General features: G+C 28.9%; 23 protein-coding genes, 1 pseudogene and 2 CRISPR repeat arrays. Of the genes and pseudogenes, 16 read left to right on the top strand and 8 right to left on the bottom strand.

What is annotated here, in order from left to right:
* The first annotated feature begins 78 nt into the window (after positions 1-78).
* The 4 genes from IPK18_01360 (at position 79) to IPK18_01345 (ending at position 1,749) form a co-directional block, all read left to right on the top strand.
* Positions 79-408 (top strand): hypothetical protein, encoded by a 330-nt coding sequence (locus tag IPK18_01360; protein ID QQR98215.1) that lies wholly within the window; start codon positions 79-81, stop codon positions 406-408.
* 4 nt (positions 409-412) lie between these two features.
* Entirely contained in the window at positions 413-1,033 is a 621-nt protein-coding gene (locus tag IPK18_01355) for a hypothetical protein (GenBank protein QQR98214.1), read from the top strand.
* 96 nt (positions 1,034-1,129) lie between these two features.
* Complete coding sequence (locus tag IPK18_01350; protein QQR98213.1) at positions 1,130-1,357, top strand: hypothetical protein; 228 nt, start codon at positions 1,130-1,132, stop codon at positions 1,355-1,357.
* Positions 1,358-1,368: 11 nt separating this feature from the next.
* Positions 1,369-1,749: a hypothetical protein gene (locus tag IPK18_01345; protein ID QQR98212.1), complete on the top strand. Its 381-nt coding sequence runs from the start codon at positions 1,369-1,371 to the stop codon at positions 1,747-1,749.
* A 185-nt stretch (positions 1,750-1,934) separates the two neighbouring features.
* Here the strand turns inward: IPK18_01345 and IPK18_01340 are convergent, their stop codons facing one another.
* Positions 1,935-2,702, bottom strand: coding sequence for a hypothetical protein (locus tag IPK18_01340; protein ID QQR98211.1), 768 nt, complete (start codon positions 2,700-2,702; stop codon positions 1,935-1,937).
* Between the two features lie 127 nt (positions 2,703-2,829).
* On the opposite strand from IPK18_01340, the gene rimO reads away from it, so the two are divergent.
* Together rimO and bshC are read left to right on the top strand one after the other, a co-directional pair.
* Complete coding sequence (gene rimO / locus IPK18_01335; GenBank protein QQR98210.1) at positions 2,830-4,143, top strand: 30S ribosomal protein S12 methylthiotransferase RimO; 1,314 nt, start codon at positions 2,830-2,832, stop codon at positions 4,141-4,143.
* A 5-nt stretch (positions 4,144-4,148) separates the two neighbouring features.
* Positions 4,149-5,741: a bacillithiol biosynthesis cysteine-adding enzyme BshC gene (bshC, locus tag IPK18_01330; GenBank protein QQR98209.1), complete on the top strand. Its 1,593-nt coding sequence runs from the start codon at positions 4,149-4,151 to the stop codon at positions 5,739-5,741.
* Here the strand turns inward: bshC and IPK18_01325 are convergent, their stop codons facing one another.
* Positions 5,742-7,340: a CTP synthase gene (locus IPK18_01325; GenBank protein QQR98208.1), complete on the bottom strand. Its 1,599-nt coding sequence runs from the start codon at positions 7,338-7,340 to the stop codon at positions 5,742-5,744. It abuts the gene before it with no gap.
* Positions 7,341-7,501: 161 nt separating this feature from the next.
* Here IPK18_01325 and IPK18_01320 point away from each other — a divergent pair, with 161 nt between their 5' ends.
* From IPK18_01320 to IPK18_01280, 9 genes and pseudogenes are all read left to right on the top strand, one after another.
* Positions 7,502-7,861, top strand: a complete 360-nt coding sequence (locus IPK18_01320; protein ID QQR98207.1) for a hypothetical protein — start codon at positions 7,502-7,504, stop codon at positions 7,859-7,861.
* A 72-nt stretch (positions 7,862-7,933) separates the two neighbouring features.
* Positions 7,934-10,438 (top strand): DUF2309 domain-containing protein, encoded by a 2,505-nt coding sequence (locus tag IPK18_01315; GenBank protein QQR98206.1) that lies wholly within the window; start codon positions 7,934-7,936, stop codon positions 10,436-10,438.
* Between the two features lie 2 nt (positions 10,439-10,440).
* Positions 10,441-12,303, top strand: a complete 1,863-nt coding sequence (locus tag IPK18_01310) for a hypothetical protein (GenBank protein QQR98205.1) — start codon at positions 10,441-10,443, stop codon at positions 12,301-12,303.
* A 35-nt stretch (positions 12,304-12,338) separates the two neighbouring features.
* Positions 12,339-13,925, top strand: coding sequence for a SulP family inorganic anion transporter (locus IPK18_01305; GenBank protein QQR98204.1), 1,587 nt, complete (start codon positions 12,339-12,341; stop codon positions 13,923-13,925).
* A gap of 27 nt (positions 13,926-13,952) precedes the next feature.
* Positions 13,953-14,768 (top strand): DUF2490 domain-containing protein, encoded by an 816-nt coding sequence (locus IPK18_01300; GenBank protein QQR98203.1) that lies wholly within the window; start codon positions 13,953-13,955, stop codon positions 14,766-14,768.
* A 54-nt stretch (positions 14,769-14,822) separates the two neighbouring features.
* A pseudogene (locus IPK18_01295) lies at positions 14,823-15,823 on the top strand (NAD(P)/FAD-dependent oxidoreductase).
* A 19-nt stretch (positions 15,824-15,842) separates the two neighbouring features.
* Positions 15,843-16,175, top strand: coding sequence for a (2Fe-2S)-binding protein (locus tag IPK18_01290; GenBank protein ID QQR98202.1), 333 nt, complete (start codon positions 15,843-15,845; stop codon positions 16,173-16,175).
* Between the two features lie 35 nt (positions 16,176-16,210).
* A complete protein-coding gene (locus IPK18_01285; GenBank protein ID QQR98201.1) occupies positions 16,211-16,990 on the top strand; it encodes an aminotransferase class IV in 780 nt (259 codons plus the stop codon).
* Between the two features lie 5 nt (positions 16,991-16,995).
* Positions 16,996-18,321: a deoxyribodipyrimidine photo-lyase gene (locus tag IPK18_01280; GenBank protein ID QQR98200.1), complete on the top strand. Its 1,326-nt coding sequence runs from the start codon at positions 16,996-16,998 to the stop codon at positions 18,319-18,321.
* A gap of 1 nt (position 18,322) precedes the next feature.
* Here IPK18_01280 and IPK18_01275 read toward each other — a convergent pair whose 3' ends face one another.
* From IPK18_01275 to IPK18_01260, 4 genes are all read right to left on the bottom strand, one after another.
* Entirely contained in the window at positions 18,323-18,640 is a 318-nt protein-coding gene (locus IPK18_01275) for an FAD-dependent oxidoreductase (protein ID QQR98199.1), read from the bottom strand.
* A complete protein-coding gene (locus tag IPK18_01270; protein QQR98198.1) occupies positions 18,598-19,935 on the bottom strand; it encodes an FAD-dependent oxidoreductase in 1,338 nt (445 codons plus the stop codon). The genes IPK18_01275 and IPK18_01270 overlap by 43 nt, the downstream gene beginning before the upstream one ends.
* 415 nt (positions 19,936-20,350) lie before the next feature.
* A complete protein-coding gene (locus IPK18_01265) occupies positions 20,351-20,626 on the bottom strand; it encodes a type II toxin-antitoxin system YafQ family toxin (GenBank protein QQR98197.1) in 276 nt (91 codons plus the stop codon).
* Complete coding sequence (locus IPK18_01260) at positions 20,619-20,816, bottom strand: hypothetical protein (protein QQR98196.1); 198 nt, start codon at positions 20,814-20,816, stop codon at positions 20,619-20,621. Before IPK18_01260 ends, IPK18_01265 begins: the two co-directional genes overlap by 8 nt.
* A gap of 56 nt (positions 20,817-20,872) precedes the next feature.
* On the opposite strand from IPK18_01260, the gene IPK18_01255 reads away from it, so the two are divergent.
* A complete protein-coding gene (locus IPK18_01255; protein QQR98195.1) occupies positions 20,873-21,025 on the top strand; it encodes a hypothetical protein in 153 nt (50 codons plus the stop codon).
* A 153-nt stretch (positions 21,026-21,178) separates the two neighbouring features.
* Positions 21,179-22,949: direct repeats of the CRISPR family, unit length 45 nt; unit sequence GTTGTGAATTGATTTAAAATTGTAGTTCTTTATATTTGTATCAAC.
* 105 nt (positions 22,950-23,054) lie between these two features.
* Positions 23,055-23,923: a CRISPR direct-repeat array (repeat unit 45 nt; unit sequence GTTGTGAATTGATTTAAAATTGTAGTTCTTTATATTTGTATCAAC).
* Positions 23,924-24,405: 482 nt separating this feature from the next.
* Here IPK18_01255 and cas2 read toward each other — a convergent pair.
* Both cas2 and cas1 read right to left on the bottom strand, forming a co-directional pair.
* Complete coding sequence (gene cas2, locus IPK18_01250) at positions 24,406-24,735, bottom strand: CRISPR-associated endonuclease Cas2 (protein ID QQR98194.1); 330 nt, start codon at positions 24,733-24,735, stop codon at positions 24,406-24,408.
* Positions 24,736-24,777: 42 nt separating this feature from the next.
* Complete coding sequence (gene cas1 / locus IPK18_01245; GenBank protein ID QQR98193.1) at positions 24,778-25,671, bottom strand: type II CRISPR-associated endonuclease Cas1; 894 nt, start codon at positions 25,669-25,671, stop codon at positions 24,778-24,780.
* Positions 25,672-25,740: the final 69 nt, after the last annotated feature.

Below are 25,740 nucleotides of genomic sequence, written 5' to 3'. Positions count from 1 at the left end.
AATATAAATATAGTAGTGCAAAGTTTTATATAACTAATGAAAAAGATTGGGATTTTTTAAAACAAGGCGATGAATAAAATGCAATACAATTCAGATAGTGGTTTGTTGGTTAAAAACCAACAAAGGCGGGAAAAAAATATGGACAGACATGAATTAGGAGACCCAAATATCTTTGATTCAAATACAGATAAAGTAAATAATGCACTAGTTATTAATAAATACATACCAGCAATCAATGCTTTAAATAAGACATTTGCTGATCCTTATTCCTATTCAATAGAGGTTGTTAAACTAATGCAGACTATTGGTTATGCAGTAAATGGTAGTAATAACAAACCCGTTATTACTTTCTTGTCACAAACTACAGCAAATAATTTAATTCAAATTTTAGAATCCCTAAAACCATAATAACATGAAGAAATTAATTTTTTCTATGATTATATTTGTTTTGATAGCACTTTTATTTATTTACTATTTGTTTTCAGTAACAGAATTAAAGTTTTATGAAGAATTATTCTCACAAACTAAGAAGTATGAAACATCATATAAAAGGGATTCAATTATAGTTTATGATAGTATTGTTGATTTATCTGGTATAATGTCAGATCCATATAAATTTGCATATACAATTAATTTAGGTGAGTATGATAGTATTTATTATTTCGGAGAATATCCTTTGTTAGTACAAGTAAAAGATAATAAGCCAGAATTATATGAAGCATACAGAAAATACTACAATAGTATTTTTGTTAATATTAATACTTTATTTGCCTTAACAGATAAACATTATTATATTGTCTATGCATTGTACAAACACGGAAAAGTAAAATTTATAAAATCATTAAATACATCAAATAATCTTCGTGTTTCTCCGTACTTTATAATGCTTAGGAATAAGCAGGAATTTTTAATATCAGGCAGAAACTATGAACAAAAAAATAAATCAGTTATTAGTTATGTTACGCTTGAGCCAATAGATAGTATTTATAGGATAAAAACAAGTGAGCCGATAGATTCGGCAGCAATTAAATAATTTGTTTTATTTTTTTAGGTAAGCATCATCAGGGTTTTGGTAAGCACAAATCACGGCTTCAATGAGAACAAAACGATTTGGCGTATCAATAGTATAATGAATAAGATATGGAAATACACTTTTGCAGTAGTTGGTTGGATAGATGTTTTTACAAGAGTAATATATAGAGATATTATAGTAGAAAGTTTAAAATATTGTCAGGTAGAAAAAGGTTTAAATTTATATGCCATGCACTCACAAGTTACGCAGCTACGCTATGGCTTTGCTTTGCTAAACTTGCGAGAGCTTGGGTATGCAAGAATCATCAATATGTGTAAATCTTAAAATCAAATAGCATGAAAAAATTAGTATATAAATTTATAATAATAGTAAGTATGATAATATCAGCACTAGTGCTAATTATAGTTGTCTATGCTTTTGTAAAATCAGGATGTAAAGTATCTGAAAGTTGTTATTTATGTTTTAAATATAAGGGAAATAAGTCTATAAATTTTACAGAAAATAAGTTTGAATCTATTAAAAAAGATTTGAAATATAATGAAGTAATACATTTATTAGGTACTACACCATATATAATCGAAAATCCATTTTACAAAGAAGGTGATTCGTCTAAGTTTGAGATTTTATATGAAAATGACTGGCAAACATTATATTATATAATAGAATTTAATAAAGATAGTGTCGTTATTTCAAAAAGAGTTCAAGATAGTGATTAACTCAAGCAAGTGACTCAGCCTCAGACAGGTGTTATCACCTGTCTCTCTTGTACACAATAGGTCATATATTAGCTCAACCATGCAGTTGTGTAAAAAAAATTAGCATTTTAGTGCTGTATATCATTATAAACTAAAAAGCCATTCTAAAAAAGTAGAATGGCTTTTGCTATCATAATCTAAAATAATTATTTTACTACAAATTCTGTTGTATTTACATAAATATCATCAGCATTATAAACATCTATTGTATAGTTTCCTTTCTTTGTAAAGGAATAATTTGTCCATGCAATATCCCAACCTTCTTCAACATCTATTTCCAAAGTTTCTAACAAATCATCACCTAAATATATTCCAACATAAAATAAATTTGTTTTAAATACTTTGTCGTTTTCAACTATAATATAAAATTCTTTGCCTCTAATACTTGATAGATATGCTTCGTCAGTTTTATTGATAATTTCATATGTTGATTTATTAATGTCTTCTGCAATTGAAATTTCAGAGTTTTCATAATAATAAGTATCTATTTCATCGTCATCGTTATCTTCATCTTCATCATCTATATATGATATTACTGCATACGTACTTGCCAATTCGTTGCCAGCACCATCTGAAATAGAAATTTTGTAATCTCCAGCTTCAGAAAATTTCAAATCTATCATTGCCCATTTTCTTCCTTTAGATTCAGATTCTTCTATAAAATGTGTTTCGTAAGCCACATAAGAACCAGAACTGCTTTTTTTGTCTATATAAACAGAAAGTGTTTTGGTAATTGGTTTACTTTGGGTATATATTGTATAAATATATGAGCCACTAGATTTTACATTCCAAGAAGCATAAACACCACTTGGCACACCAGTAGTTTTATCATAGTCTTCGCACAATACAACTTTTTGTGCAAAAATCAGTGTACTTATCATTGAAAGTACGGCAACAAATAATAGTTTTTTCATTATAGTAGTTTAATAATTCAAATTTGCATTTTTTTTTTAATATATACAAGTTTGATGCCATATTTAATAAATTGATTTAACATTTTTTAGTTCTGAAATTTTTATTTGTCTTACCTTTGCCTACAAAATGAAAACAAAAAGTATTAAGAAAGATAAAGTTAATGTGATAACACTTGGTTGCTCAAAGAATTTGGTTGATTCAGAAGTGTTGGTTTCACAGTTAAAACATAATCCTGTTGATGTTGAGCATCAGTCGGAAAAAAACAATGCAAATATTGTAGTCATCAATACTTGCGGATTTATCGATAGAGCAAAAGAAGAATCGATTAACACCATATTAGAATATGCAAGTGCAAAAGATGATGGAAAAATTGATAAATTGTATGTAACTGGCTGTTTGTCTCAAAGATATAAAGATGATTTAGAAAAAGAAATTCCTGCTGTTGATGCATTTTTTGGAACAAGTGAATTGCCTGCTTTGCTCAAAAAATTTAAAGCAGATTATAAACAAGAATTGATTGGAGAACGATTTTTGACAACACCAAAGCATTATGCTTATCTAAAAATATCTGAAGGTTGCAATAGAACTTGTTCTTTTTGCGCCATTCCATTAATGCGTGGCGAACATCAATCTAAAACAATAGAAGATATCATCACTGAGGCAAAAAATTTAGCATCAAAAGGTGTGAAAGAAATTATTTTGATTGCTCAAGAATTAACCTATTATGGTTTAGATATTTACAAAAAAAGAGCTTTGTCTGATTTGTTGTATCAACTCAATGAGGTTGATGGAATTGAGTGGATTAGATTGCACTATGCTTATCCATCAAAATTTCCTTTGGATGTAATTGATGCCATAAAAAATTGTGATAAAGTTTGTAATTATCTTGATATTCCATTGCAACATGCAAATGATGATGTGTTGAATGTAATGAAAAGACAGATAACGCAAGCTGAGACAAGAGAATTAATTCAAAAAATAAGAGAAATAAATCCAGATATTGCAATTAGAACAACAATGTTGGTTGGTTTTCCGAATGAAACTGAGGAAGCATTTGATGACTTATGCAACTTTGTGAAAGAAATGAAGTTTGATAGATTGGGTGTGTTCCAATATTCGCACGAAGATGATACTTCTGCTTATTTGATGGAAGATATAATTGATACAGATACCAAAGAAGAAAGAGCATCTATGTTAATGCAAATTCAACAAGAGATATCATACCAAAAAAATGAAGAGAAAGTTGGGCAAACTTTTAAAGTAATGATAGATAGAAAGGAGAGTGGCTATTTTGTTGGAAGAACAGAGTACGATTCGCCTGATGTAGATAACGAAGTGTTGATTGATGCACAAAAATTCTATTGTAGAGTTGGCGATTTTGTACAAGCCAAAATTGTAGATTGCACAGACTTTGACTTATACGCTGAACTTATAAATTAAGATAATTGAAAGTAGATAATATATATTTTAGTAATACTAATTTATTTAGTGCATTGGTAATTGATTTTATCGAAAATAAAGAAAATACAAAATCATTTTACAATTATAACAACACTTCTTTCGATATAGAATTGTGCATTGAGCATAAAAAAAATGAAAATATTGATAGAGAATTGTTGGCTAGTGCAATACAGCATCAGTATCAACATATATCAGATAAAGTAGTATTGGTTGATGAAAATATTGAATTACTTAAGTTAGATAATTCTTTTTGTATTGTTACAGCGCATCAGTTAAATGTTTTTACTGGACCATTGTATTATATATATAAAATAGCACAAACAATTGCTACATGTCATCAATTAAAGCAGCAATATTCAAACTATAATTTTATTCCAATTTATTGGATGGGCAGTGAAGACCATGATTTTGCAGAAATTAATCATATTAATTTGTTTAACAAAAAAATAGAATGGAATGATGCACAAAGTGGTGCTACTGGAATTTTTTCTACAGAAAATATCTTATTATTAATCGATGAGATAAAAAATATTTTAGGCGAACAAACTTATACATCAGAAATTATACAACTATTTAAAGATGCATACGCACAAGAAAATCTTACTAAAGCCACAAGATTTTTAGTGAATAAATTATTTGGAAATTATGGTTTAGTTGTCGTTGATGGTAATGATTCTGTTTTCAAAAAACAGTTTTCAAATATTATGTTAGATGATTTAAAAAATCATAATGCATTTCGTTTGGTAGAACAAACGAATAAAGCATTAACAGAACATAATTATAAATCTCAGGCAACAGTACGAGAAATAAATTTGTTTTATTTAAAAGATAATTTACGTGAACGTATTGTTTTTGATGCTGATAAAAATACATATCAAGTGTTGAATACAACAATTACTTTTACTGAAGAACAAATACAAACGGAACTCAACACACATCCTGAAAGATTTTCGCCAAATGTAATTTTACGACCATTATTTCAACAAAAAATATTGCCATCCATTGCATACATTGGTGGTGCTGGCGAAATTGCATATTGGTTGCAACTTAAAACAACTTTTGAGTTTTATAAAATTAATTTCCCAATATTATTACTTAGAAATTCTGCTTTGTTGCTAACAGAAAACATCAATAAAAGAATAGAGAAATTGAATCTCAATATTATTGATTTTTTTGCTGATGTAGATGTCATCAAAAGAAAATATATTGATGGATTTAATCAATTTGATATTGCAGAAGAAAAAGAAAATATGCTTGCACAATTCAAATCTATTCAATCAAAAATTGATGGCATAGACTCAAGCTTAGTTGGATTTTTAGGTGCAGAACAAAATAAATTAGAAAAATCTTTAGAAACCATAGAAGCTAAAGTTTTAAAATCATTAAAGCAAAAAAACGAAAATAGCCTCAATCAAATTGAAAAGGTATATCAACAGATATTTCCCAATCAAAATCTACAAGAAAGAGAAGAAAATTTTTCAGTATACTATGCAAAATATGGTCAAAGTTTTATTGACAATCTTATAAAAAACTTTGATGTATTTAATCAACAATTTTTAATCATCAGTTTAGATTAACTAGTGTTTTAAAGCAGCTTCTACAAAAGCACAAAATAATGGATGTGGATTTAAGATTGTACTTTTATACTCTGGATGAAACTGCACGCCAACAAAAAATGGATGGTTTTTTAGCTCAATAATTTCTACCAAATTATTTGCTTCGTTTTTGCCACTTGCAATCATTCCAGCATTTTCATATTGTTCTAGATATTGGTTGTTAAACTCATATCTATGTCTATGTCTTTCAGATATTTCTTTTGTATTATAAATTTTATATGCCAATGTGCCTTCTTTTAGTGTGCAATTGTATGCACCCAATCTCATTGTTCCACCTTTATTTTCTATGTTCTTTTGCTCATGCATAATGTCTATTACGGCATTTGGCGTATTCGCATCCATTTCTCTTGAGTTTGCATCACTTATGTTTAATACATTTTTTGCAAATTCAATGACTGCCATTTGCATACCTAAGCACACACCAAAAAATGGAATATTATGTTCTCTTGCATATTTAATAACTAATATTTTACCATTCACACCACGTTGTCCAAAACCAGGTGCAACAAATATTCCATTTATATTTTTTAATATTTTGTCAATATTTTCTTCGTTGATTTCTTCAGCATGCAATTTAATGATGTTCACTTTGCAATTGTGAAAAGCACCAGCATGAATAAATGATTCATAAATTGAAATATAAGCATCTTTCAATTCTATATATTTTCCTACAACTACAATATTTATTTCTTTGCTAGGTTGTTTATGTCTTTGCAAAAACAATTTCCAATCACTCAAATCAGCTTCTGGCAAATTATCATAACCCAATTTCTTTAGAACAGTTTCATCAAGCTTTTCATTTTTAAGTAAAATTGGCACATCATATATACTGTCAGCATCTAAAGCTTCAATCACACATTCAGGTTCTACATTGCAAAATTCTGCAATTTTATGTTTTCTTTCTAAGCCTAATTCATGTTCTGTCCTACAAATTATAATGTTTGGTTGCACACCATAAGACTGCATTTCTTTTACAGAATGTTGTGTAGGTTTTGTTTTTAATTCTTTTGCTGATGCCAAATAAGGTACAAGAGTAAGATGCAATACCAAATAATCTTGCTTTGGTAGTTGCCATTTTAGTTGTCTAATACTTTCTACAAATGGCAATGATTCGATATCACCAACAGTGCCACCAATTTCAGTAATAATAATATCATACTCGTTGCTATTGCCAAGCAATAACATTCTTCTTTTTATTTCATCAGTAATGTGAGGAATTACTTGCACAGTTTTGCCTAAGTAATCACCACGTCTTTCTCTGTTGATGACTTCCAAATAAATTTTTCCTGTAGTTACGTTATTTGCTTGCGATGTTGGCACGCCCAAAAAACGTTCATAATGACCTAAATCTAAGTCTGTTTCAGCACCATCTTCAGTTACATAGCATTCGCCATGTTCATATGGATTCATTGTGCCTGGATCAATATTAATATATGGATCAAATTTTTGAATTGTAACTTTTAGTCCTTGAGATTGTAGTAGTTTAGCTAATGATGCTGCTAATATTCCTTTTCCTAAAGATGATGTAACGCCACCAGTAACGAAGATAAACTTTGCCATAACTTAATTTAAGTGTTATGGACAACAAATATACAAAAAAATGTGCAACTATTAAATTTATTGTGTTTAACTTTTCATAACATAAATGTAATTTACGCGAATATTGAAAGGAATTATATTTGTACAGATTTTAATGCTTTATGAATAGTTATAAAATAAATATGAGCAAATTTTTCGCTTTTCCTAGCGTTCTGTTTGTTTGTATTATTATTCTAAAAGCTTATGGTTTCTCTGCACCTAATTTTACTAAATCAAAAATTGAATCTTACATTTCTACATTAGAAAAGAAGAATTATATTTTTGATAAAAATGCAGAACCAAAAGAAAATACTTTTTACTACGATGAAATAGAATTTGAAAGAACACAGTTTTTTACAAATTCAATACATACACCTAAAATTGAAATAAACAATTTAGTTGTTGATGTATTTTCTTATCATCCAATCTGGAAAAATAAAAACTGTCACAAAGTACCACTCTACGTACTCTATCGACAGATAAAAGCATATCCAATAGTATAATTACTCTAATTGTTTAGGATATCATATACTTAATATCATTTAAGTATAATTTTTTCACTTTATATATTTTTTATGGGTAACAATCACCATGTATTTGATGAACATCATGTGCTTGAACATCTAAAACATTATTTGCCTTCACAGGCACCACTTAAAGATTTTATTCACCACAATACTTTGCATGCATTTCAGCAAGATAAGTTTTTTACAGCTTTGCAAACTGCATCTGAGATATTTGGTTATAAAACAACATTGTCTATATCTGAGTATAGAAATCTATACGCACAAAGTAAAATAAAAGAGCATGCTTTAGAGAGTGTAATTATTCAAAGAAAAGGCATAGAGCATTTATCAGAATGGAAGTCAAAATTATTAGACCAAGATTCTTTAATCAATTATAATGGAAGAATTGGTCAATTAAGAGCAAAATGGAGAGCTTATTATAATGTGAAAATTGATAAAACAGTTCAAGCAAACATAATTAGAATAATTAGTAATTATTTAGACCAAGGCGTTGCATTGTACAATTTTCCAACACATAAAGAAGGATTGCTAAATTCAGTGCGTGCAATTGAAAATAATAATTTCTTATCTTTCTTTAAAAACAAAAGAGCCAAAAGCTTATTAAACGAAAAAGATATTTCAATTAATGATTTGTTGAAAATTTTGGTAGGCAAAGAATCATTGTATGAGCAATACATATTTGACCAGCAATTTGTACATCCAGGTTGGTCTGGCATGGTAGCATACATAGAAGATAATCCACACACTTTATTTGATGATAAAATCATTTCTTTGCGTGAATTTATTATCCTTGAGTTGTTATTTGAAATAGACACATTAGATAGTTTATTGCCAGAAAATTGGAAGCCATTAGGCGATGTAATACAAGAAAATCCAACACCACTTTTTGATAAGGTAAATTATAGTGAAGATTTTGAATTAATTTCTATTTGGCAAGAAGCTTTTGAATGGAGTTATTATGATGAAGTTTTAAATGGCATTCACTTTTGTATGACTTCAATTGAGCAAGAAACACAACACGAAAAAACTTCATTTCAAGCAATTTTTTGTATAGATGATAGAGAGTGTTCTTTTAGAAGACACATTGAAAAACTTGATAAAAATGCACAAACATTTGCATCACCTGGTTTTTTTGGAGTAGAGTTTTATTATCAACCAATTAATGGAAAATTTTATACGAAACTATGTCCAGCACCACTCAATCCAGAGTATATTATAAAAGAAGTTGGAAATGGTAAAAAGGTAAAAAAAGACTTACACTACAACAAAAATTCGCACACATTACTGAAAGGATGGCTAATTTCTCAAAGCTTAGGATTTTCATCAGCACTCAATTTAGCTATAAATATTTTTAGTCCAAGAATGACACCAGCAACGACATCATCATTCAAACATATTGACATAGATGCTGAACTAATTATTGAAAATAAAGAAGAATATGCTAAAGAAGATGGAAGACAACTTGGCTTTAAAGTAGAAGAAATGGCTACTCGTGTAGAAAATCTATTTAGAAGTATTGGTTTGATTGAAAATTTTGCTGACATCGTTTATTTTGTTGGTCATGGTGCTACAAGTATAAACAATACACACTATGCTGGCTACGATTGTGGTGCATGTTCAGGAAGACCAGGCTCAGTAAATTCAAAGGTAATTGCATATATGGCAAACCATCCAAAAGTAAGAGCAATATTAAAAGAAAAAGGCTTGCAAATTCCAGATACTACTCAATTTGTTGCTGCCTTGCATGATACTACAAGAGATGAAATTGCATTCTATGATGTTCAAAATCTTAATGAAAATAATGTCAAATTACATGAAAGTAATAAAGCAACATTTCATGAAGCATTAAAACACAATGCAAAAGAAAGATCTAGAAGATTTGATACAACTCATTCACATTTGCCATTGGATAAAGTATACAATAATGTAAAAAAACGTTCTGTATCTTTATTTGAGCCAAGACCAGAACTGAATCACGCAACCAATACACTTTGTATTGTTGGCAGAAGACAGCTTACTAAAAATTTATTTTTAGATAGAAGAGCATTCATGAATTCATACGATTATAGACTTGATCCAGAAGGAAAATATTTGTTTGGAATTTTAAACGCAGCTGCGCCAGTTTGTGGTGGCATCAATTTAGAATATTATTTTTCTAGAGTAGATAATTACAAACTAGGTGCTGGCACAAAATTACCACACAATGTAATGGGATTGATTGGTGTTGCAAATGGAATAAACGGTGATTTAAGAACAGGATTACCTAGTCAAATGATAGAACTACACGATCCACTCAGGTTGATGATAATTGTAGAACATTTTCCTGACGTAGTAATGAAAACAATTCTCTCAAAAGAGCAAACTTACGAATGGTTTAAAAACGAATGGATACATCTTGTTGTTGTTAATCCTGAAAATAAAAAACTATATAAGTTCCAAGATGAAGCTTTTGTAGAATATCAACCAACTTTCCATGCATTACCAATTCTCAAAGATGAAGAGAAATTGTACGAGAATCATAGTGAAAATTTACCAATCTTTTTAATCAAGTAATTATGGAGAATTATTTAATAGTTTTAATATTATTACCACTTATAAGTTTTATTATAAGTGTGTTCATTCCAAAAGAAAAAGAAGAACTAATATCAAGAGTAGCTTTCTTAAGCATAGGTTTGTATTGTATATTTTTATTAGCATCAATCATATATGTATTATTTGTTGTAGGCAAAAGTGTAAACATCAATGAAACAACAATCTTTTCTTCAGATAGCTATGTGTTTTTTATCGATTTCTTTTTTGATAAAATTACATTTCTATTTTTGTTTTTAGGTTCTACACTTACTTTACTTGTTACTACATATAGTAGATATTACTTACACAAAGAAAAAGGGTACAAAAGATTTTTCAATACTATACTATTTTTCTTTTTAGGGTTCAATATTGTTATTGCATCAGGAAACTTTGAAACACTATTCATTGGTTGGGAAATTATAGGTATATCATCTTTTTTATTAATAGCATTTTATAGAGAACGTTATTTGCCAGTTACCAATGCATTCAAAGTTTTTTCAATGTACAGAATAGGAGATATAGGTATTATTTTAGCTATGTGGGCAAGCCATCATTTGTGGCACGAAAACATTACATTCTACAAGCTAAGTAATTATCTATTAGTTAGCGAACACTTACAAGCACATACTATTATTGGTTTGTGTATTTCGTTAGCTTTGTTATTTGCAGCATTAGTAAAATCAGCACAATTTCCATTTTCTTCTTGGTTGCCAAGAGCAATGGAAGGACCAACACCATCAAGTGCCATTTTCTATGGTTCATTATCAGTGCATTTAGGTGCATTTTTGTTGTTGCGTACATACCCATTTTGGGAACATCAAGTTATGGTTAGAGTATTAATTATTTTTATTGGATTAATAACAAGTGTTTCAGCATCATTGATTGCAAGAGTACAATCATCAGTTAAAGCACAAGTCGCATACTCATCAATAGCACAAATAGGAATCATATTTATTGAGATTGCATTAGGATTACACATTTTAGCATTAGTACACATTGCAGGAAATGCATTTTTGCGCACCTATCAGTTATTAGTTTCACCATCAGTAGTTAGTTATTTAATCAAAGAACAATTCTATTCATTTGAAAAAAAGGAACATGTATTTGAGGAGTCATTAACAGAAAAATTAAAAAACTCAATATTCTTATTAAGCTTAAATGAGTTTAAGCTAGAATCTATTATGAGCTTTGTATTCTGGAAACCATTAAAAAAACTTAGTAGTAGTACAAAAATTATCAGTACAAAATTATTCATTATAGGATATGTACTATTATATGCAATTGCTGTTGGTTTGTATTTAAGTGGATTTAATTCTGGAGCGAATCATATATTATCCATAGTCTTTGCATCTTTTGCAGTATTTTCAGCAATAAAAGCATTTGCAGAAACACAAAGCCCATTTGCAGCTTGGTTCTTAGTTATCTTTAATCACTTATGGATAGTTATTGCAATATTATTCAATCAAAATATAGATGTTATTGAGATTGTTCTTTACCTTTCAGGCGTATTGTTTGCAGCAATAGTTGGCATTTTAGCACTATATACTTTGCAAAAGCAAGAAAGTATTTTTTATCTAAAAAAATACTTAGGACATATATACGAACACAAAAAACTTGCGTTTATATTTTTTCTTGCAGCAATAGGCATATCAGGTTTCCCAATCACAACTACATTTATTGGTGAAGATTTAATTTTTAGTCATATCAAAGAAAATCAAGTAGTGTTAGCAGTACTTGTATCACAAAGTTTTATCATTGGTGGCATTGCAGCAATCAGAATTTATGCAAGATTATTCTTAGGCATACATTGCAAAGCATATCATGAATTACCAAATCAAAATAGTTAATTAATAATTATAAACAAACAATTAAAATAAATAATATGAAAGAAAATAACACAAAAAATATTCCAGCAGATGGATTTGCTGGTTTAAAACAAAACTTCGCTTCTGATGCAACATCAGGATTCATAGTTTTCTTATTAGCATTGCCACTTAGCTTAGGTATTGCCAAAGCATCAGATTTTCCACCATTAATGGGTTTAGTTACAGCAATTATAGGTGGAATTGTAGTATCATTCTTTGCAGGCTCAAAGTTGACCATCAAAGGACCAGCAGCAGGTTTAATCGTTATCGTTGTTGGTGCAGTAGCAGAGTTTGGTGGCGGTGAGCAAGGTTGGCACTTAGCATTAGGTGCAATGGTAGTTGCAGGTATCATTCAAATTTTGTTTGGAGTATTTAGATTAGGCAAATTAGTAGATTTCTTTCCACTTTCTGCTGTGCATGGTATGTTGGCAGCAATCGGAATCATTATCATACTCAAACAAATTCCAGTTTTATTAGATGTAGATCCAGCATTAGCAAAAGGAAAATCTCCATTTGAGCTTTTAGCATCACTACCATTATTTATTACACATTTAGACCCAAAAGCGGCGCTTGTTGGTGTAATTAGTTTATGGATAATGATGGGTTGGGCAAATAATAAAGTACCATTTATTAGCAAAATACCAGCACCATTAGTAGTTTTATTAATAGCAATTCCAGCAGAATTAATTATGGATTTTCAACATACAGAACCACCATATGCATTAGTACATATTGGAAATTTATTTGAAAATATCAAAACCAATGTAGATTTTTCAGGCGTTAGTCATATTGGTATTTTTATAAAATTTGTGATAATGTTTGCTTTAGTTGGTTCATTAGAATCTTTATTGACTGTAAAAGCTATTGATATGATGGATCCATACAAAAGAAAATCAAACCCAAATAAAGACTTGATTGCGGTCGGAATTGGAAATGTAATTTCTGCAATTTTAGGTGGCTTACCAATGATTTCAGAAGTAGCACGTAGCTCTGCAAATGTAAATAATGGCGCAAAAACTAGATGGGCAAATTTCTTTCATGGATTTTTTATTTTAGTATTTTTATTGCTTGCTACACCACTTATCGAATTAATTCCAAACGCAGCATTAGCAGCGATGTTAATTACAGTTGGTATCAAACTTGCACACCCAAAAGAGTTTTTTCATATATTTAAAATAGGTAAAGAACAATTGGCAATATTTGTAGTAACTATATTCTTTACACTATTTGAAGATTTATTAGTAGGAATAGCAGCAGGTATTTTATTAAAAATGATTATACATTTATTCAATGGAGCATCAATCAAATCATTATTCAAAATTCCAGCTACAGTATCATTTAATGATAATGATTATTTAGTTGAAGTAGAACAAGCAGCAGTATTTTCTAATTATTTAGGATTAAAAAGCAAGTTAGAAGCAATACCACAAGGAATGAATGTTGTTTTAAATTTTGCTAAAACAAAGCTAGTAGACCATTCAGTATTAGAAAATATTCATCATTTCCAACACGATTATATTGAAGATGGTGGAACATTTAAGATTGTTGGCCTAGATGAACACAAACCATTATCTGAACATGAATTGGCAGCAAGAAAAAAATAAAATATTACCTAAATTAAATTACTAAAAATGAAAAGAATATTAATAATATTGATGGTAATTGTATGCACTAAAATACAAGCACAATCAGTACATAAATACACAAATAATTTCAATACTTGGTATGCATATGCAGGCGACCACAAAGTTGCTGACAAATGGGGCGTGCATTTAGAAGCTCAATTCAGAGTGAATGATGCAGTGATGAGATTTCAACAACTATTCTTTAGAACTGGTGTAAATTATTATTTTAAGAATGCATTTGCTACTTTAGGCTATGCTTATGCAGGTACATATCCTTACGGAGATTTTCCTGTAAAACGAGAATTTCCAGAACATAGAATTTGGGAACAAGTACAAGTAAAATCACAAATTGATAGATTCGAATTTGTCAATCGTTTTAGATTAGAACAAAGATTTTCAAAACTTCCTGTGCAAAATACAGATGGTTCTTATTCAATTGGAGATGCAGTATATACCAATAGATTTAGATACATGGGTAAGGTATCCATACCATTTAAAGGCAAAACAATAGTTGATAAATCATTTTTTGCATATGCCTACGATGAGGTTTTTGTAAGTTTTGGAAAACACGTAGCTTACAATATTTTTGACCAAAATAGATTTGGTGTAGGTCTTGGTTATAAAATACCAAAAGCAGGAAAACTAGAAATAGGATACTTATTACAAACTGTAAATAAACCAGATGGTGTGAAAATAGAACGCAACCATACTTTACAAATTAGCTTACTTTCTAATATTGATTTTTATAACAAAGAGAAGAAAGCAAAGAAAAAAGAAGCTAAAGAAGCTGAGATTAGCAAGAATCTTCCTCTAACTAATTAATAACATTCCTTTAAAGTTCAATTATTTATTTTTGATAGCTTAAATTTGAAAAAAATGATTGAAACGGATATTTGTATAATTGGAGCAGGACCAGTAGGTTTGTTCACTGTATTTGAAGCAGGACTACTAAAAATGCGATGCCATTTAGTAGATTATTTGCCTCAACCAGGAGGACAATTATCAGAAATTTATCCTAGAAAACCAATTTATGATATTCCAGGTTTTCCAACTGTTTTAGCACAAGAACTAGTAGATAACTTGATGGAGCAAGCTAAACCTTTTGACCCAACATTTACACTTGGAGAACGTGTCGAAGAAATTAATAAGCAAGAAGACGAAACATTTATACTAACTACACATAAGGGTACAAAAATTAAAGCGAAAATTATTGCAATTGCTGGTGGACTAGGCGTATTCGAACCAAGAAAAACCAGCTATTAGCAATATCAATGACTATGAACACAAAGGAGTGAGTATATGGTACTCGACCCAGAAAAGTTCAGAGATAAAAAATAGTTATTGCTGGAGGTGGAGATAGTGCATTAGATTGGACTATGTTCTTGGCAGAAATGGCATCAGAATTGATTATGGTACATAGAGGCGAAACTTTCAGAGGTGCGCCAGATAGCGTTGATAAGTGCAAGCAATTAGCTGAAGAAGGTAAAATAAAAATGGTACTTAATTCTAATGTTACTCATTTGCATGGCGATAATCATTTGAATAAGGTAACTATAACCAACAACGATGGTACTGCAACAGATTATGAAGCAGACCATTTCTTAGCATTATTTGGCTTAAGTCCAAAACTTGGACCAATTGCAAATTGGGGTTTAAATATTGATAAAAATGCAATTATTGTTGATACAAAAGACTATAGTACAAACATAAAAGGTATCTATGCAATTGGCGATATCAATACATATGAAAACAAGTTAAAGTTGATTCTTTGTGGTTTCCATGAAGCAGCATTAATGTGCCACAGTGCTTCTGAAATCATTAATGGAAAAAAACCAACATTAAAATACACAACAGTTAATGGTGTTAATTCATTTTAATTTTTCTAATTAATAATTAATGGAAAATATTACAGTATATATACAACAAGACGATTTTAGTTTCACACCTTTGGAAATTCCATTGGGCGTAGAACTAAGTCTAATGGAAGTCTTAAAAGGCGAAGGCTATCCAATTGAAGCAATTTGTGGTGGAATGGCATTGTGTGCAACATGTAGAGTAGAAGTACTAAACAAAGAAGCTATTAGCCTATACGAAGCAAATGACGATGAAATGTGTATTTTAGATACATTACCATGCAATACAGGAAACTGTAGATTATCGTGCCAAATAAAAATATCTGAAGAAATTGATGGATTAAAATTCAAATTTCCATCAGAAATTCTTGTTTAACGTTTAATTAAAAATTCTTTTGTTATATTGTACAAGTGAACACGCTTGGACTTATAGAAACTATCAAAGTTGTTAATGGTAGACTAGTATTCAAAAATCTACATATAGAAAGATTGAATAATGGTTTAAAGCTATTAAATGTACCAATTAATATCTATCAATTGGAAGATAGAATATTGCGTTTACTAAAATATGAATGTCTATCTAAAGGCTTAAAAAATATAAAACTCAGAATAGAAGTACAAAAAAATAGATTGCATGAATATATGCCAGAAATTGGCGAACTCAAATGGAATATTACCATAAAACCATTAGAACAAAATAAATTTACACTAAACGAAAAGTCAATAAAAATTGGTGTTTTCCTAAAAGATAAGAAAATTATTGATGAGTTTTCAAACTTAAAACACACAGACAGAGAAATATATAGTAGAGCATATGCTTTCGCTACAGAAAATAACTTGAACGAAGCATTGGTATTCAATACTCAGAATTTTCTTGCAGATGCCACCATTTATAATGTTTTTATTGTAAAAGATAAAAAGATATATACACCAACATTAGCTGATGCACCAGTTGATGGAACAGGACGAAAATTATTACTCAATAGAATAAAGCAACTCAATATTATTGAAAAAAATATTACTGTTGAAGATGTTTATATGGCTGATGAAATTTTTCTGACAAATGCTATCAAAGGCATACAAATAGCTACACATTTGGAAGATAAAATATTAGATAATGATATTTCAATACAAGTGTTTAATGAATTTAAAGCAACTGTAGCTGAACATTATGGCGAAGATTTGGTTTAAGTAGTATGCAACCCATTTCAATTTTTTGGTTTAGAAGAGATTTAAGACTAGAAGACAATGTAGCGCTTTTTCATGCTTTGCAGTCAAAGTATGCTGTGCTTCCAATATTTATTTTTGATGAGGAAATATTAGATGATTTAAAGGAAGATAAAAGTACTGCAATATTAGATGCAAGAGTTATTTTTATATATGAACAACTAAAAAATATAAAAAATCAATTAGCAAATTATAATTCAGATATTAAAATATTTTATGGAAATGTATATGATGTATGGCATAAAATTATAAAAGAAAATAATGTACATGCAGTTTATTTCAATCATGATTATGAGCCTTATGCCATAAAAAGAGATGAAAAACTACAAGAATTTTTTACTAAAAATAATATTGAAACTTACAGCTACAAAGACCATGTGATTTTTGAAAAAAATGAAATTATAAAAGATAATAACACACCATATTTGGTGTACACACCATATTCAAAAAAATGGAAATCAACATTGAATGACACATATATTCAAGCTTTTCCATCAGAGCAATACCTGAAAAACTTATTACAAACCAACCAACAATCAGAATTATTTTCTTTAAATGAAATTGGATTTGAACATAAAAATTTAGATTTTCCAACATTAAATGTAGAAGATGTATTAATTGCAAATTATAGTGAAACAAGAGATATTCCAAGTATTCAAGGTACATCAAGGTTGGGTGTGCATCTTAGATTTGGCACTATTTCTATCCGAAAATTAGTTAGCAGATGTTTGGAGTTACAAGCAGAAAAATATTTAAACGAATTAATTTGGAGAGAATTTTATATACATATCTTATATCATTTTTCAAATGTGATTGAACAAAGTTTTAAACCAGAATACGACAAAATAGAATGGCGAAACAACCATGCAGAATTTGATGCTTGGTGCAATGGTATGACTGGCTATCCAATTGTAGATGCAGGCATGCGAGAACTGAACGCAACAGGTTATATGCACAACAGAGTTAGAATGATAGTTGCATCATTTCTATGCAAACATTTATTAATAGATTGGCGTTGGGGCGAGGCATATTTTGCAAAAAAATTATTAGATTTTGAGTTGGCATCAAACAATGGAAGTTGGCAATGGTGCGCAGGCACTGGCGTTGATGCATCACCATATTTTAGGTTATTTAATCCAACTTTGCAAACAGAAAAATTTGATTCTAAATTAATATATATAAAAAAATGGATACCAGAACTTGAAACTATGTCTTATCCATTGCCAATAGTACAACACGAATTTGCAAGAAACAGATGCTTGAATATTTATAAAAAAGCATTAGAAAAGGTATAAATTATTTATCAATAAATAGCTTCTTTATTTCTTCGGCAACTCTTCTTCCAGTTTCTGCACCACCATTCATAAAACCTTGAAACATTTCACTACAATGTTCGCCAGCAAAAAACATATTTCCAATTGGTTCAATTTCTAAACCAGAAATACTTGTCCATTGCCCAACTTTATAACAACTATAACTACCTTTTGCATAAGGATAATCTATCCAATTTACAAAAACATGTTTGCCTAAATATTTTGCTTTTGAGCCATCAAATACTTTATCAATATTATTTAAGTTATTTCCAATAATTTTTCTGGTAATTCTGTTTTCCATACATGCGTTGGTGGTGCCATTTTATTTTTAAAAGAAACACTATTGAGATATGATGAGTATGAACCACCATAAAAACACACCAACAAATTATTAGGATTTTCAGGTGCTTTGTTGTAGCTAGAATCCCAAGCATTTGTAATCTCTTTTTGAAACATAAAGCCATATGCTTTTGAATACTCACGCCATGGTTTGCCTTCAAAACCAAGTATCAATTTTGTGTTGATACCATAGCCCAATTCATCAATACATTTGCGTTTTTCTTTAGACATATTAATGATATTTAGTTTTATTTTTCTCAAAATTGTAAATGGTATAGTACATACTAAATATTTTGCAGTTACTTTTTCACCGTTTGCAAATTTTAAATCATACAAGCCACTACTTCTTTGATTGATTTCTGTTAATTCATAATTTGTTTTAATATAATCAGAGCCAATTTTAGTAACTAAGTTTTCAATAATTTTTGAATTACCACCTTTTATTCTAAACTTTTCATCACTATCGCCAAAAACTTTAAAACCATATTCAGTATCAGTTTCTATTAAATCAATAAAATTTAGGGCAGATTGTTCTTGAGCATCTAACCCAAATTCTGCTACAAATGCAGCAATTAATAATTCTTTAAGCCAGTTTGCACATTTCATTGAGTGTAAATACTTATACAGTGAAGTATTGTCTAATTCAATGGCACGATCTGTATCATAATTTTCGCCTAATGCAATTTTATCTTTTGCAATCTTAGGAGCAATTTTTTTAAACTCTTGAATAACTTCTGCTTCGTATATTTTTCTATTGTCGAAATAAAATATATCTTTTATTAAATTATTTTCTTTTATTTCTTTTTCTAAGTCGATTAATTCAAGTCCAAATTCATCCACTAAATCTAAAATATCATTATGATTAGAATCAGTAAAATCAGCACCAAATTCTGGAAAAATAGCAAGTCCAGTAGAATCATTATAGTGTGTAAGAATTCTTCCGCCAAGTCTTTTGCTAGCTTCAAATACTTGAAAGTTTAGCTTAGTAGGAATAAGATGATTGGCGCAATTAAGACCAGCAATACCACCACCTAAAATGGCAACATCTAAAATATTTTCATTGTTGCTATTGCACGATGTTAGTAGAGAAGGAATATAGCATGACGCACCAATAGCAACTAAACTTTTTGTTGAGTTCTTAATAAATGTTCTACGTTCATAAGATATATTGTACTTATTTTTTATATTAATTTCGTCTATTGCAGTATGCAAGTTTGATAGTAGTTTTCTTAATGCTGTAGATTTTATACTTTTCATAAATAGAGTTTATTAAAAATAAACAATATACATTACTTCATCAAATCTATTATGTTATATAATATTTTTTGCATTTCTAATAAATTGTAGTTCTTTGTATTTGTATCAACTAATAGATGTGAGAATTGAGATGAGAGACTTAAATTGATTTAACACGAGTGCAGCGACTGATGAACACATAAAATAAAAATAAATATATTTCATAAATTGTAGTTCTTTATATTTGTATCATAAATAGATGTGAGAATTGAGATGAGAGATTTAAATTGATTTAACACGAGCGCAGCGACTGATCAACACAAAAATAAAAAATAAATATATTTAATAAATTGTAGTTCTCTATATTTGTATTAGTTCTGCAAAGCTTATACGTTCGATTATGTTTTTAAATTATATGTATTTTAAATTTTTTATTTTATTTAAACAAATCTGAATGCGTACCTGTACGTGTTAATGTTATTAATAATTTTTCATCATCTTGCGACCAAATTAACAACCAATCTGGTCTAATATGACACTCCCAAAATCCTGCAAAATTACCAGATAATTTGTGTGGCTTATACTTTTGTTTTAGTTCTCCATTATTCTGTAATTTTTTTATAATATCCAACAATACGGACATATCTAAATGTCTTTTCTTACATTTCTTTACGTCTTTTTCAAACTGATTTGTCGTAAGAATTTTATACATTACTGAACCAAGCGATTAAACCATGTGGTAACATTATCCACTTCTTTAGTGTTACCTTTTTTACATCTTGCATTGCTTTTTTTGTAACTTCATTCGGTTCTTTATACACTTCAACAATTGATAATTTTGCCAAATAATCTAACAATGCCTTGCCATCTTTTGAATCTGTATCTATTGCCACATAAACCATACTACTAAATTACAATAAAAATTAATATTATCCATTGTTTTTTTGTAAATTTGAATATGATGCTTGAAAGTTTAAAAATCAAAAAGCAAAAAGTCAAAAAATATAAGACTAAAGCGGAAGCTATTAGAGTAATATCCAAAGAGGTGAAAAAGAGTATGACAAAAAAATATTTAAAAGAATTTTTAAGTGGTTGTAATATTAGACTGTAATATTTTATTTGGTGTCTTGATAAGTGTTGTAAATTGATTTAACACGAGCGCAGCGACTGATGAACACAATAAAATAAAAATAAATATATTTCATAAATTGTAGTTCTTTATATTTGTATCAACACAACATCAATTTTTGGTTATGGTCAACTTGTTGTGAATTGATTTAAAATTGTAGTTCTTTATATTTGTATCAACAAAGTCGAATCTACTGCAGAAGGTACTACTGTTGTGAATTGATTTAAAATTGTAGTTCTTTATATTTGTATCAACAACAACCATTATGACATATCCACAAATTATGTTGTGAATTGATTTAAAATTGTAGTTCTTTATATTTGTATCAACCAAATTGTCTGCAACCTTGCGACCATCTGGGTTGTGAATTGATTTAAAATTGTAGTTCTTTATATTTGTATCAACTAAGCGACTTAAAGAATGGCCCATTTTATAGTTGTGAATTGATTTAAAATTGTAGTTCTTTATATTTGTATCAACAAAAATACTTCTACCCTCGTCTTTAAAATCGTTGTGAATTGATTTAAAATTGTAGTTCTTTATATTTGTATCAACTCTATTTTGCAGATTAATAATATACCAGCTGTTGTGAATTGATTTAAAATTGTAGTTCTTTATATTTGTATCAACCATTTTTTTATAATTTATTTTTTATTCTTTGTTGTGAATTGATTTAAAATTGTAGTTCTTTATATTTGTATCAACTCTTTGTAACAAAATTGACTACTATCTATATGTTGTGAATTGATTTAAAATTGTAGTTCTTTATATTTGTATCAACTTGCTCTTGGTAAGGATGGAGGTAAAGGAGGTTGTGAATTGATTTAAAATTGTAGTTCTTTATATTTGTATCAACTAATAAAGAAGAAGTTAGCGAATTTTGGCAGTTGTGAATTGATTTAAAATTGTAGTTCTTTATATTTGTATCAACAGAAGATGGTTTGGAAGAACCGGAACAACAGTTGTGAATTGATTTAAAATTGTAGTTCTTTATATTTGTATCAACCATAGTTCCAGTCTTCTTATAGATGCCATTGTTGTGAATTGATTTAAAATTGTAGTTCTTTATATTTGTATCAACAGAAATTTCAGTTGAACCACAAGATTTGCAGTTGTGAATTGATTTAAAATTGTAGTTCTTTATATTTGTATCAACTAGGCGAAGCGGAAAGTATTCCATTTGGAAGTTGTGAATTGATTTAAAATTGTAGTTCTTTATATTTGTATCAACAGATTGGATGTCGATGAAAAACATTTGGCTGTTGTGAATTGATTTAAAATTGTAGTTCTTTATATTTGTATCAACGATGAGGATAATGTACTAACAATTAAATCCGTTGTGAATTGATTTAAAATTGTAGTTCTTTATATTTGTATCAACTGCTTTTTAGTTTGCCTACCCATGTACACAGTTGTGAATTGATTTAAAATTGTAGTTCTTTATATTTGTATCAACTGATGAAGAAAAATCATTAAAACTATACAAGTTGTGAATTGATTTAAAATTGTAGTTCTTTATATTTGTATCAACAGGAACGCTCATAGAATTAAGATTTTATGAGTTGTGAATTGATTTAAAATTGTAGTTCTTTATATTTGTATCAACCAAGTTAAATTATTAACAACAAAAATTGCAGTTGTGAATTGATTTAAAATTGTAGTTCTTTATATTTGTATCAACACCTGCTACACATAAATCTTTTGAATAGCTGTTGTGAATTGATTTAAAATTGTAGTTCTTTATATTTGTATCAACTTTGTCAAAAAAACGCCACATTGGCGAGAAGTTGTGAATTGATTTAAAATTGTAGTTCTTTATATTTGTATCAACAATCCTAAAAGTAAGGAAACATTGTTAGCAGTTGTGAATTGATTTAAAATTGTAGTTCTTTATATTTGTATCAACAACTTCAAATATCGGAGCAAGGAAAGATACGTTGTGAATTGATTTAAAATTGTAGTTCTTTATATTTGTATCAACAATTTCAATCCTTTTTTCAAGGATTGCATAGTTGTGAATTGATTTAAAATTGTAGTTCTTTATATTTGTATCAACCCATCTGTAATAAAATCAGTTACTAAGTCGTTGTGAATTGATTTAAAATTGTAGTTCTTTATATTTGTATCAACTAGATATACAAATGTATGATAATTAACATAGTTGTGAATTGATTTAAAATTGTAGTTCTTTATATTTGTATCAACAAAATGGATAATATAGATGCCGATTTTTCGGTTGTGAATTGATTTAAAATTGTAGTTCTTTATATTTGTATCAACTAATCAAGAAGAAGTTAGCGAATTTTGGCAGTTGTGAATTGATTTAAAATTGTAGTTCTTTATATTTGTATCAACGAGTTGCCCTTGATCCTTGTATGTCCAACCGTTGTGAATTGATTTAAAATTGTAGTTCTTTATATTTGTATCAACACTAACTACTTTTTTAATCCATTCTTATTTGTTGTGAATTGATTTAAAATTGTAGTTCTTTATATTTGTATCAACAATTTTTCTTTTGCCATTAATAAAGCAAGTGTTGTGAATTGATTTAAAATTGTAGTTCTTTATATTTGTATCAACGACAACTTTGGGATAAAAATTGTGTTGTAAGTTGTGAATTGATTTAAAATTGTAGTTCTTTATATTTGTATCAACGAGTATTGCAGAATAGGTTTTACCTCCACCGTTGTGAATTGATTTAAAATTGTAGTTCTTTATATTTGTATCAACGTGGTTTAATGCCCCACCATCGGCAATACCGTTGTGAATTGATTTAAAATTGTAGTTCTTTATATTTGTATCAACGGCAGAACACTTAAATTAGAACGCTATACTGTTGTGAATTGATTTAAAATTGTAGTTCTTTATATTTGTATCAACAAAGTTTTGTATTTTAATAAATGGAATTAAGTTGTGAATTGATTTAAAATTGTAGTTCTTTATATTTGTATCAACCTAAAAGTTTTGATATAACAAAACTAATGGGTTGTGAATTGATTTAAAATTGTAGTTCTTTATATTTGTATCAACTACCAGCCTATAGCGGAGTATTTAGCTACCGTTGTGAATTGATTTAAAATTGTAGTTCTTTATATTTGTATCAACTAATTTTAAAGCTATAAAGACTTCAAAAGCGTTGTGAATTGATTTAAAATTGTAGTTCTTTATATTTGTATCAACGTTTTAGTGCTTCGTATGAACATTTGTAGTGTTGTGAATTGATTTAAAATTGTAGTTCTTTATATTTGTATCAACGCATTTGGCTAGGATACTAATATTTATTGATGTTTTAATCTGTTGATGCAATTGAAAAATGGACATTTTGCTGTAGTTTATATGGTTTTATGTCCATTTTTTATTTTCTAAAATAATTCTAGCTGCTGTGGAACATTTGGAAGTTCTGTTTCTTTTTTCCCAAAAAACAATTCCATTTGCCCAAATTGTTTATCTGTAATACATAAAATTCCTACATGTCCGTTTGGTGGAAGAAATTTCTTAATTCTTTTTATATGTACATCGGCATTTTCTCTACTATTGCAGTGCCTTAGATAAATTGAAAACTGAAACATACCAAATCCATCATTCAATAGATTGTCTCTAAACTTTGTGTAACGTTTTCTGTCTTGTTTAGTTTCTGTTGGTAAATCAAAAAATACTAGAACCCACATAATTTGATAAGCACTGAAATGCATAGTTTAGTTTGATAATTTAGTATATTTATATAGGAAGATTTTCTATTTAAATTCTGGATATATTATTTTTTTTGTTTTTCCTTCAAAACACGATGCTAATGATGCTGTGGTACGTTGTAGTCCAACCATTAGTGGACTTTTCTTACCATCTATCTCAATGTCTATTGCTGGTATTTCTAGTAGTCTTTTTTTTATAACATTTGTGAGCTCTTGTTCTTCAGGTATATCAGTTATTATTTCTTTTACAATATGATCTACATATGGTCTGTATGGTTCCATAATATCGTCTGCAAGACAATAGGCATTATATTTATTTCTATGGAATATGCCAAGAGTAGGCAATAATCCAGATGCAACCAGTCCTCTTGCTACAGTTGCTCGTAGAATGGCATAGCCATAATTTAGAAAATTATTTGGATACTCACCAAAACGTTCTCTGTAAAAAAATGAGTCTTCTTCTTGAAATAGCACACTCCAATAGTATTTTGCAGCTTGTGCTTCATGATTATTGCTATCGCCACTCAATACATTTGGTATTATATTTCTGATATATGTTGCGTTTATTTCCCATGCATCAAGCACTTTTGTTTGGTTATATATTTTCGCTTTAATGGTTTGTTGCCACAATTGTTTTTTTAGTGGTTCTGATGCATTAATCTGTGCCTTAAATTTTTCAGTTTGTTGCGTGTGTCCATCTAAGTTAAGCACCAAACCAGTTGGATGGTGTTTGTCATTACATTTAATAATGGCACAATTATTATCTAATAATTTTTGTATTACATTGTGTGTGATAGTTATTTGATAATTGTCTAACACCAATACGCCAATATCTTCAATAGGAACAAATCTTTCAAATTCATCCTGTTTTATTTGTAGTTGATTTTGCTTGACAGACAAATAGCTTTGCTGACCAAAATACAGTGTTTTCTTTATCATGATGCAAGATTTTTGAGCTATGCTTTTCTATTTGAATAAATAACTTATTTGATAATTCCATGTTGAAAT

It is taken from the genome of Sphingobacteriales bacterium (assembly GCA_016699615.1).
Taxonomy (GTDB): Bacteria; Bacteroidota; Bacteroidia; order Chitinophagales; family JADIYW01; genus JADJSS01.
The sequence above is the reverse complement of the archived record's forward strand: the minus strand, read 5'-3'. Positions and strand labels throughout refer to the sequence as shown.

Bases quoted from the DNA above. Each gene is read 5' to 3' on its own strand.
- IPK18_01280 (QQR98200.1), top strand. From the start codon at position 16,996: ATGCAACCCATTTCAATTTTTTGGTTTAGAAGAGATTTAAGACTAGAA.
- IPK18_01255 (QQR98195.1), top strand. From the start codon at position 20,873: ATGATGCTTGAAAGTTTAAAAATCAAAAAGCAAAAAGTCAAAAAATAT.
- IPK18_01340 (QQR98211.1), bottom strand. From the start codon at position 2,702: ATGAAAAAACTATTATTTGTTGCCGTACTTTCAATGATAAGTACACTG.
- IPK18_01310 (QQR98205.1), top strand. From the start codon at position 10,441: ATGGAGAATTATTTAATAGTTTTAATATTATTACCACTTATAAGTTTT.
- IPK18_01300 (QQR98203.1), top strand. From the start codon at position 13,953: ATGAAAAGAATATTAATAATATTGATGGTAATTGTATGCACTAAAATA.
- IPK18_01260 (QQR98196.1), bottom strand. From the start codon at position 20,816: ATGGTTTATGTGGCAATAGATACAGATTCAAAAGATGGCAAGGCATTG.
- rimO (QQR98210.1), top strand. From the start codon at position 2,830: ATGAAAACAAAAAGTATTAAGAAAGATAAAGTTAATGTGATAACACTT.
- IPK18_01305 (QQR98204.1), top strand. From the start codon at position 12,339: ATGAAAGAAAATAACACAAAAAATATTCCAGCAGATGGATTTGCTGGT.
- IPK18_01360 (QQR98215.1), top strand. From the start codon at position 79: ATGCAATACAATTCAGATAGTGGTTTGTTGGTTAAAAACCAACAAAGG.
- IPK18_01290 (QQR98202.1), top strand. From the start codon at position 15,843: ATGGAAAATATTACAGTATATATACAACAAGACGATTTTAGTTTCACA.
- IPK18_01270 (QQR98198.1), bottom strand. From the start codon at position 19,935: ATGAAAAGTATAAAATCTACAGCATTAAGAAAACTACTATCAAACTTG.
- IPK18_01315 (QQR98206.1), top strand. From the start codon at position 7,934: ATGGGTAACAATCACCATGTATTTGATGAACATCATGTGCTTGAACAT.
- IPK18_01325 (QQR98208.1), bottom strand. From the start codon at position 7,340: ATGGCAAAGTTTATCTTCGTTACTGGTGGCGTTACATCATCTTTAGGA.
- IPK18_01320 (QQR98207.1), top strand. From the start codon at position 7,502: ATGAGCAAATTTTTCGCTTTTCCTAGCGTTCTGTTTGTTTGTATTATT.
- IPK18_01355 (QQR98214.1), top strand. From the start codon at position 413: ATGAAGAAATTAATTTTTTCTATGATTATATTTGTTTTGATAGCACTT.
- IPK18_01345 (QQR98212.1), top strand. From the start codon at position 1,369: ATGAAAAAATTAGTATATAAATTTATAATAATAGTAAGTATGATAATA.
- IPK18_01265 (QQR98197.1), bottom strand. From the start codon at position 20,626: ATGTATAAAATTCTTACGACAAATCAGTTTGAAAAAGACGTAAAGAAA.
- cas2 (QQR98194.1), bottom strand. From the start codon at position 24,735: ATGCATTTCAGTGCTTATCAAATTATGTGGGTTCTAGTATTTTTTGAT.
- IPK18_01275 (QQR98199.1), bottom strand. From the start codon at position 18,640: ATGGAAAACAGAATTACCAGAAAAATTATTGGAAATAACTTAAATAAT.
- IPK18_01350 (QQR98213.1), top strand. From the start codon at position 1,130: ATGAATAAGATATGGAAATACACTTTTGCAGTAGTTGGTTGGATAGAT.
- cas1 (QQR98193.1), bottom strand. From the start codon at position 25,671: ATGATAAAGAAAACACTGTATTTTGGTCAGCAAAGCTATTTGTCTGTC.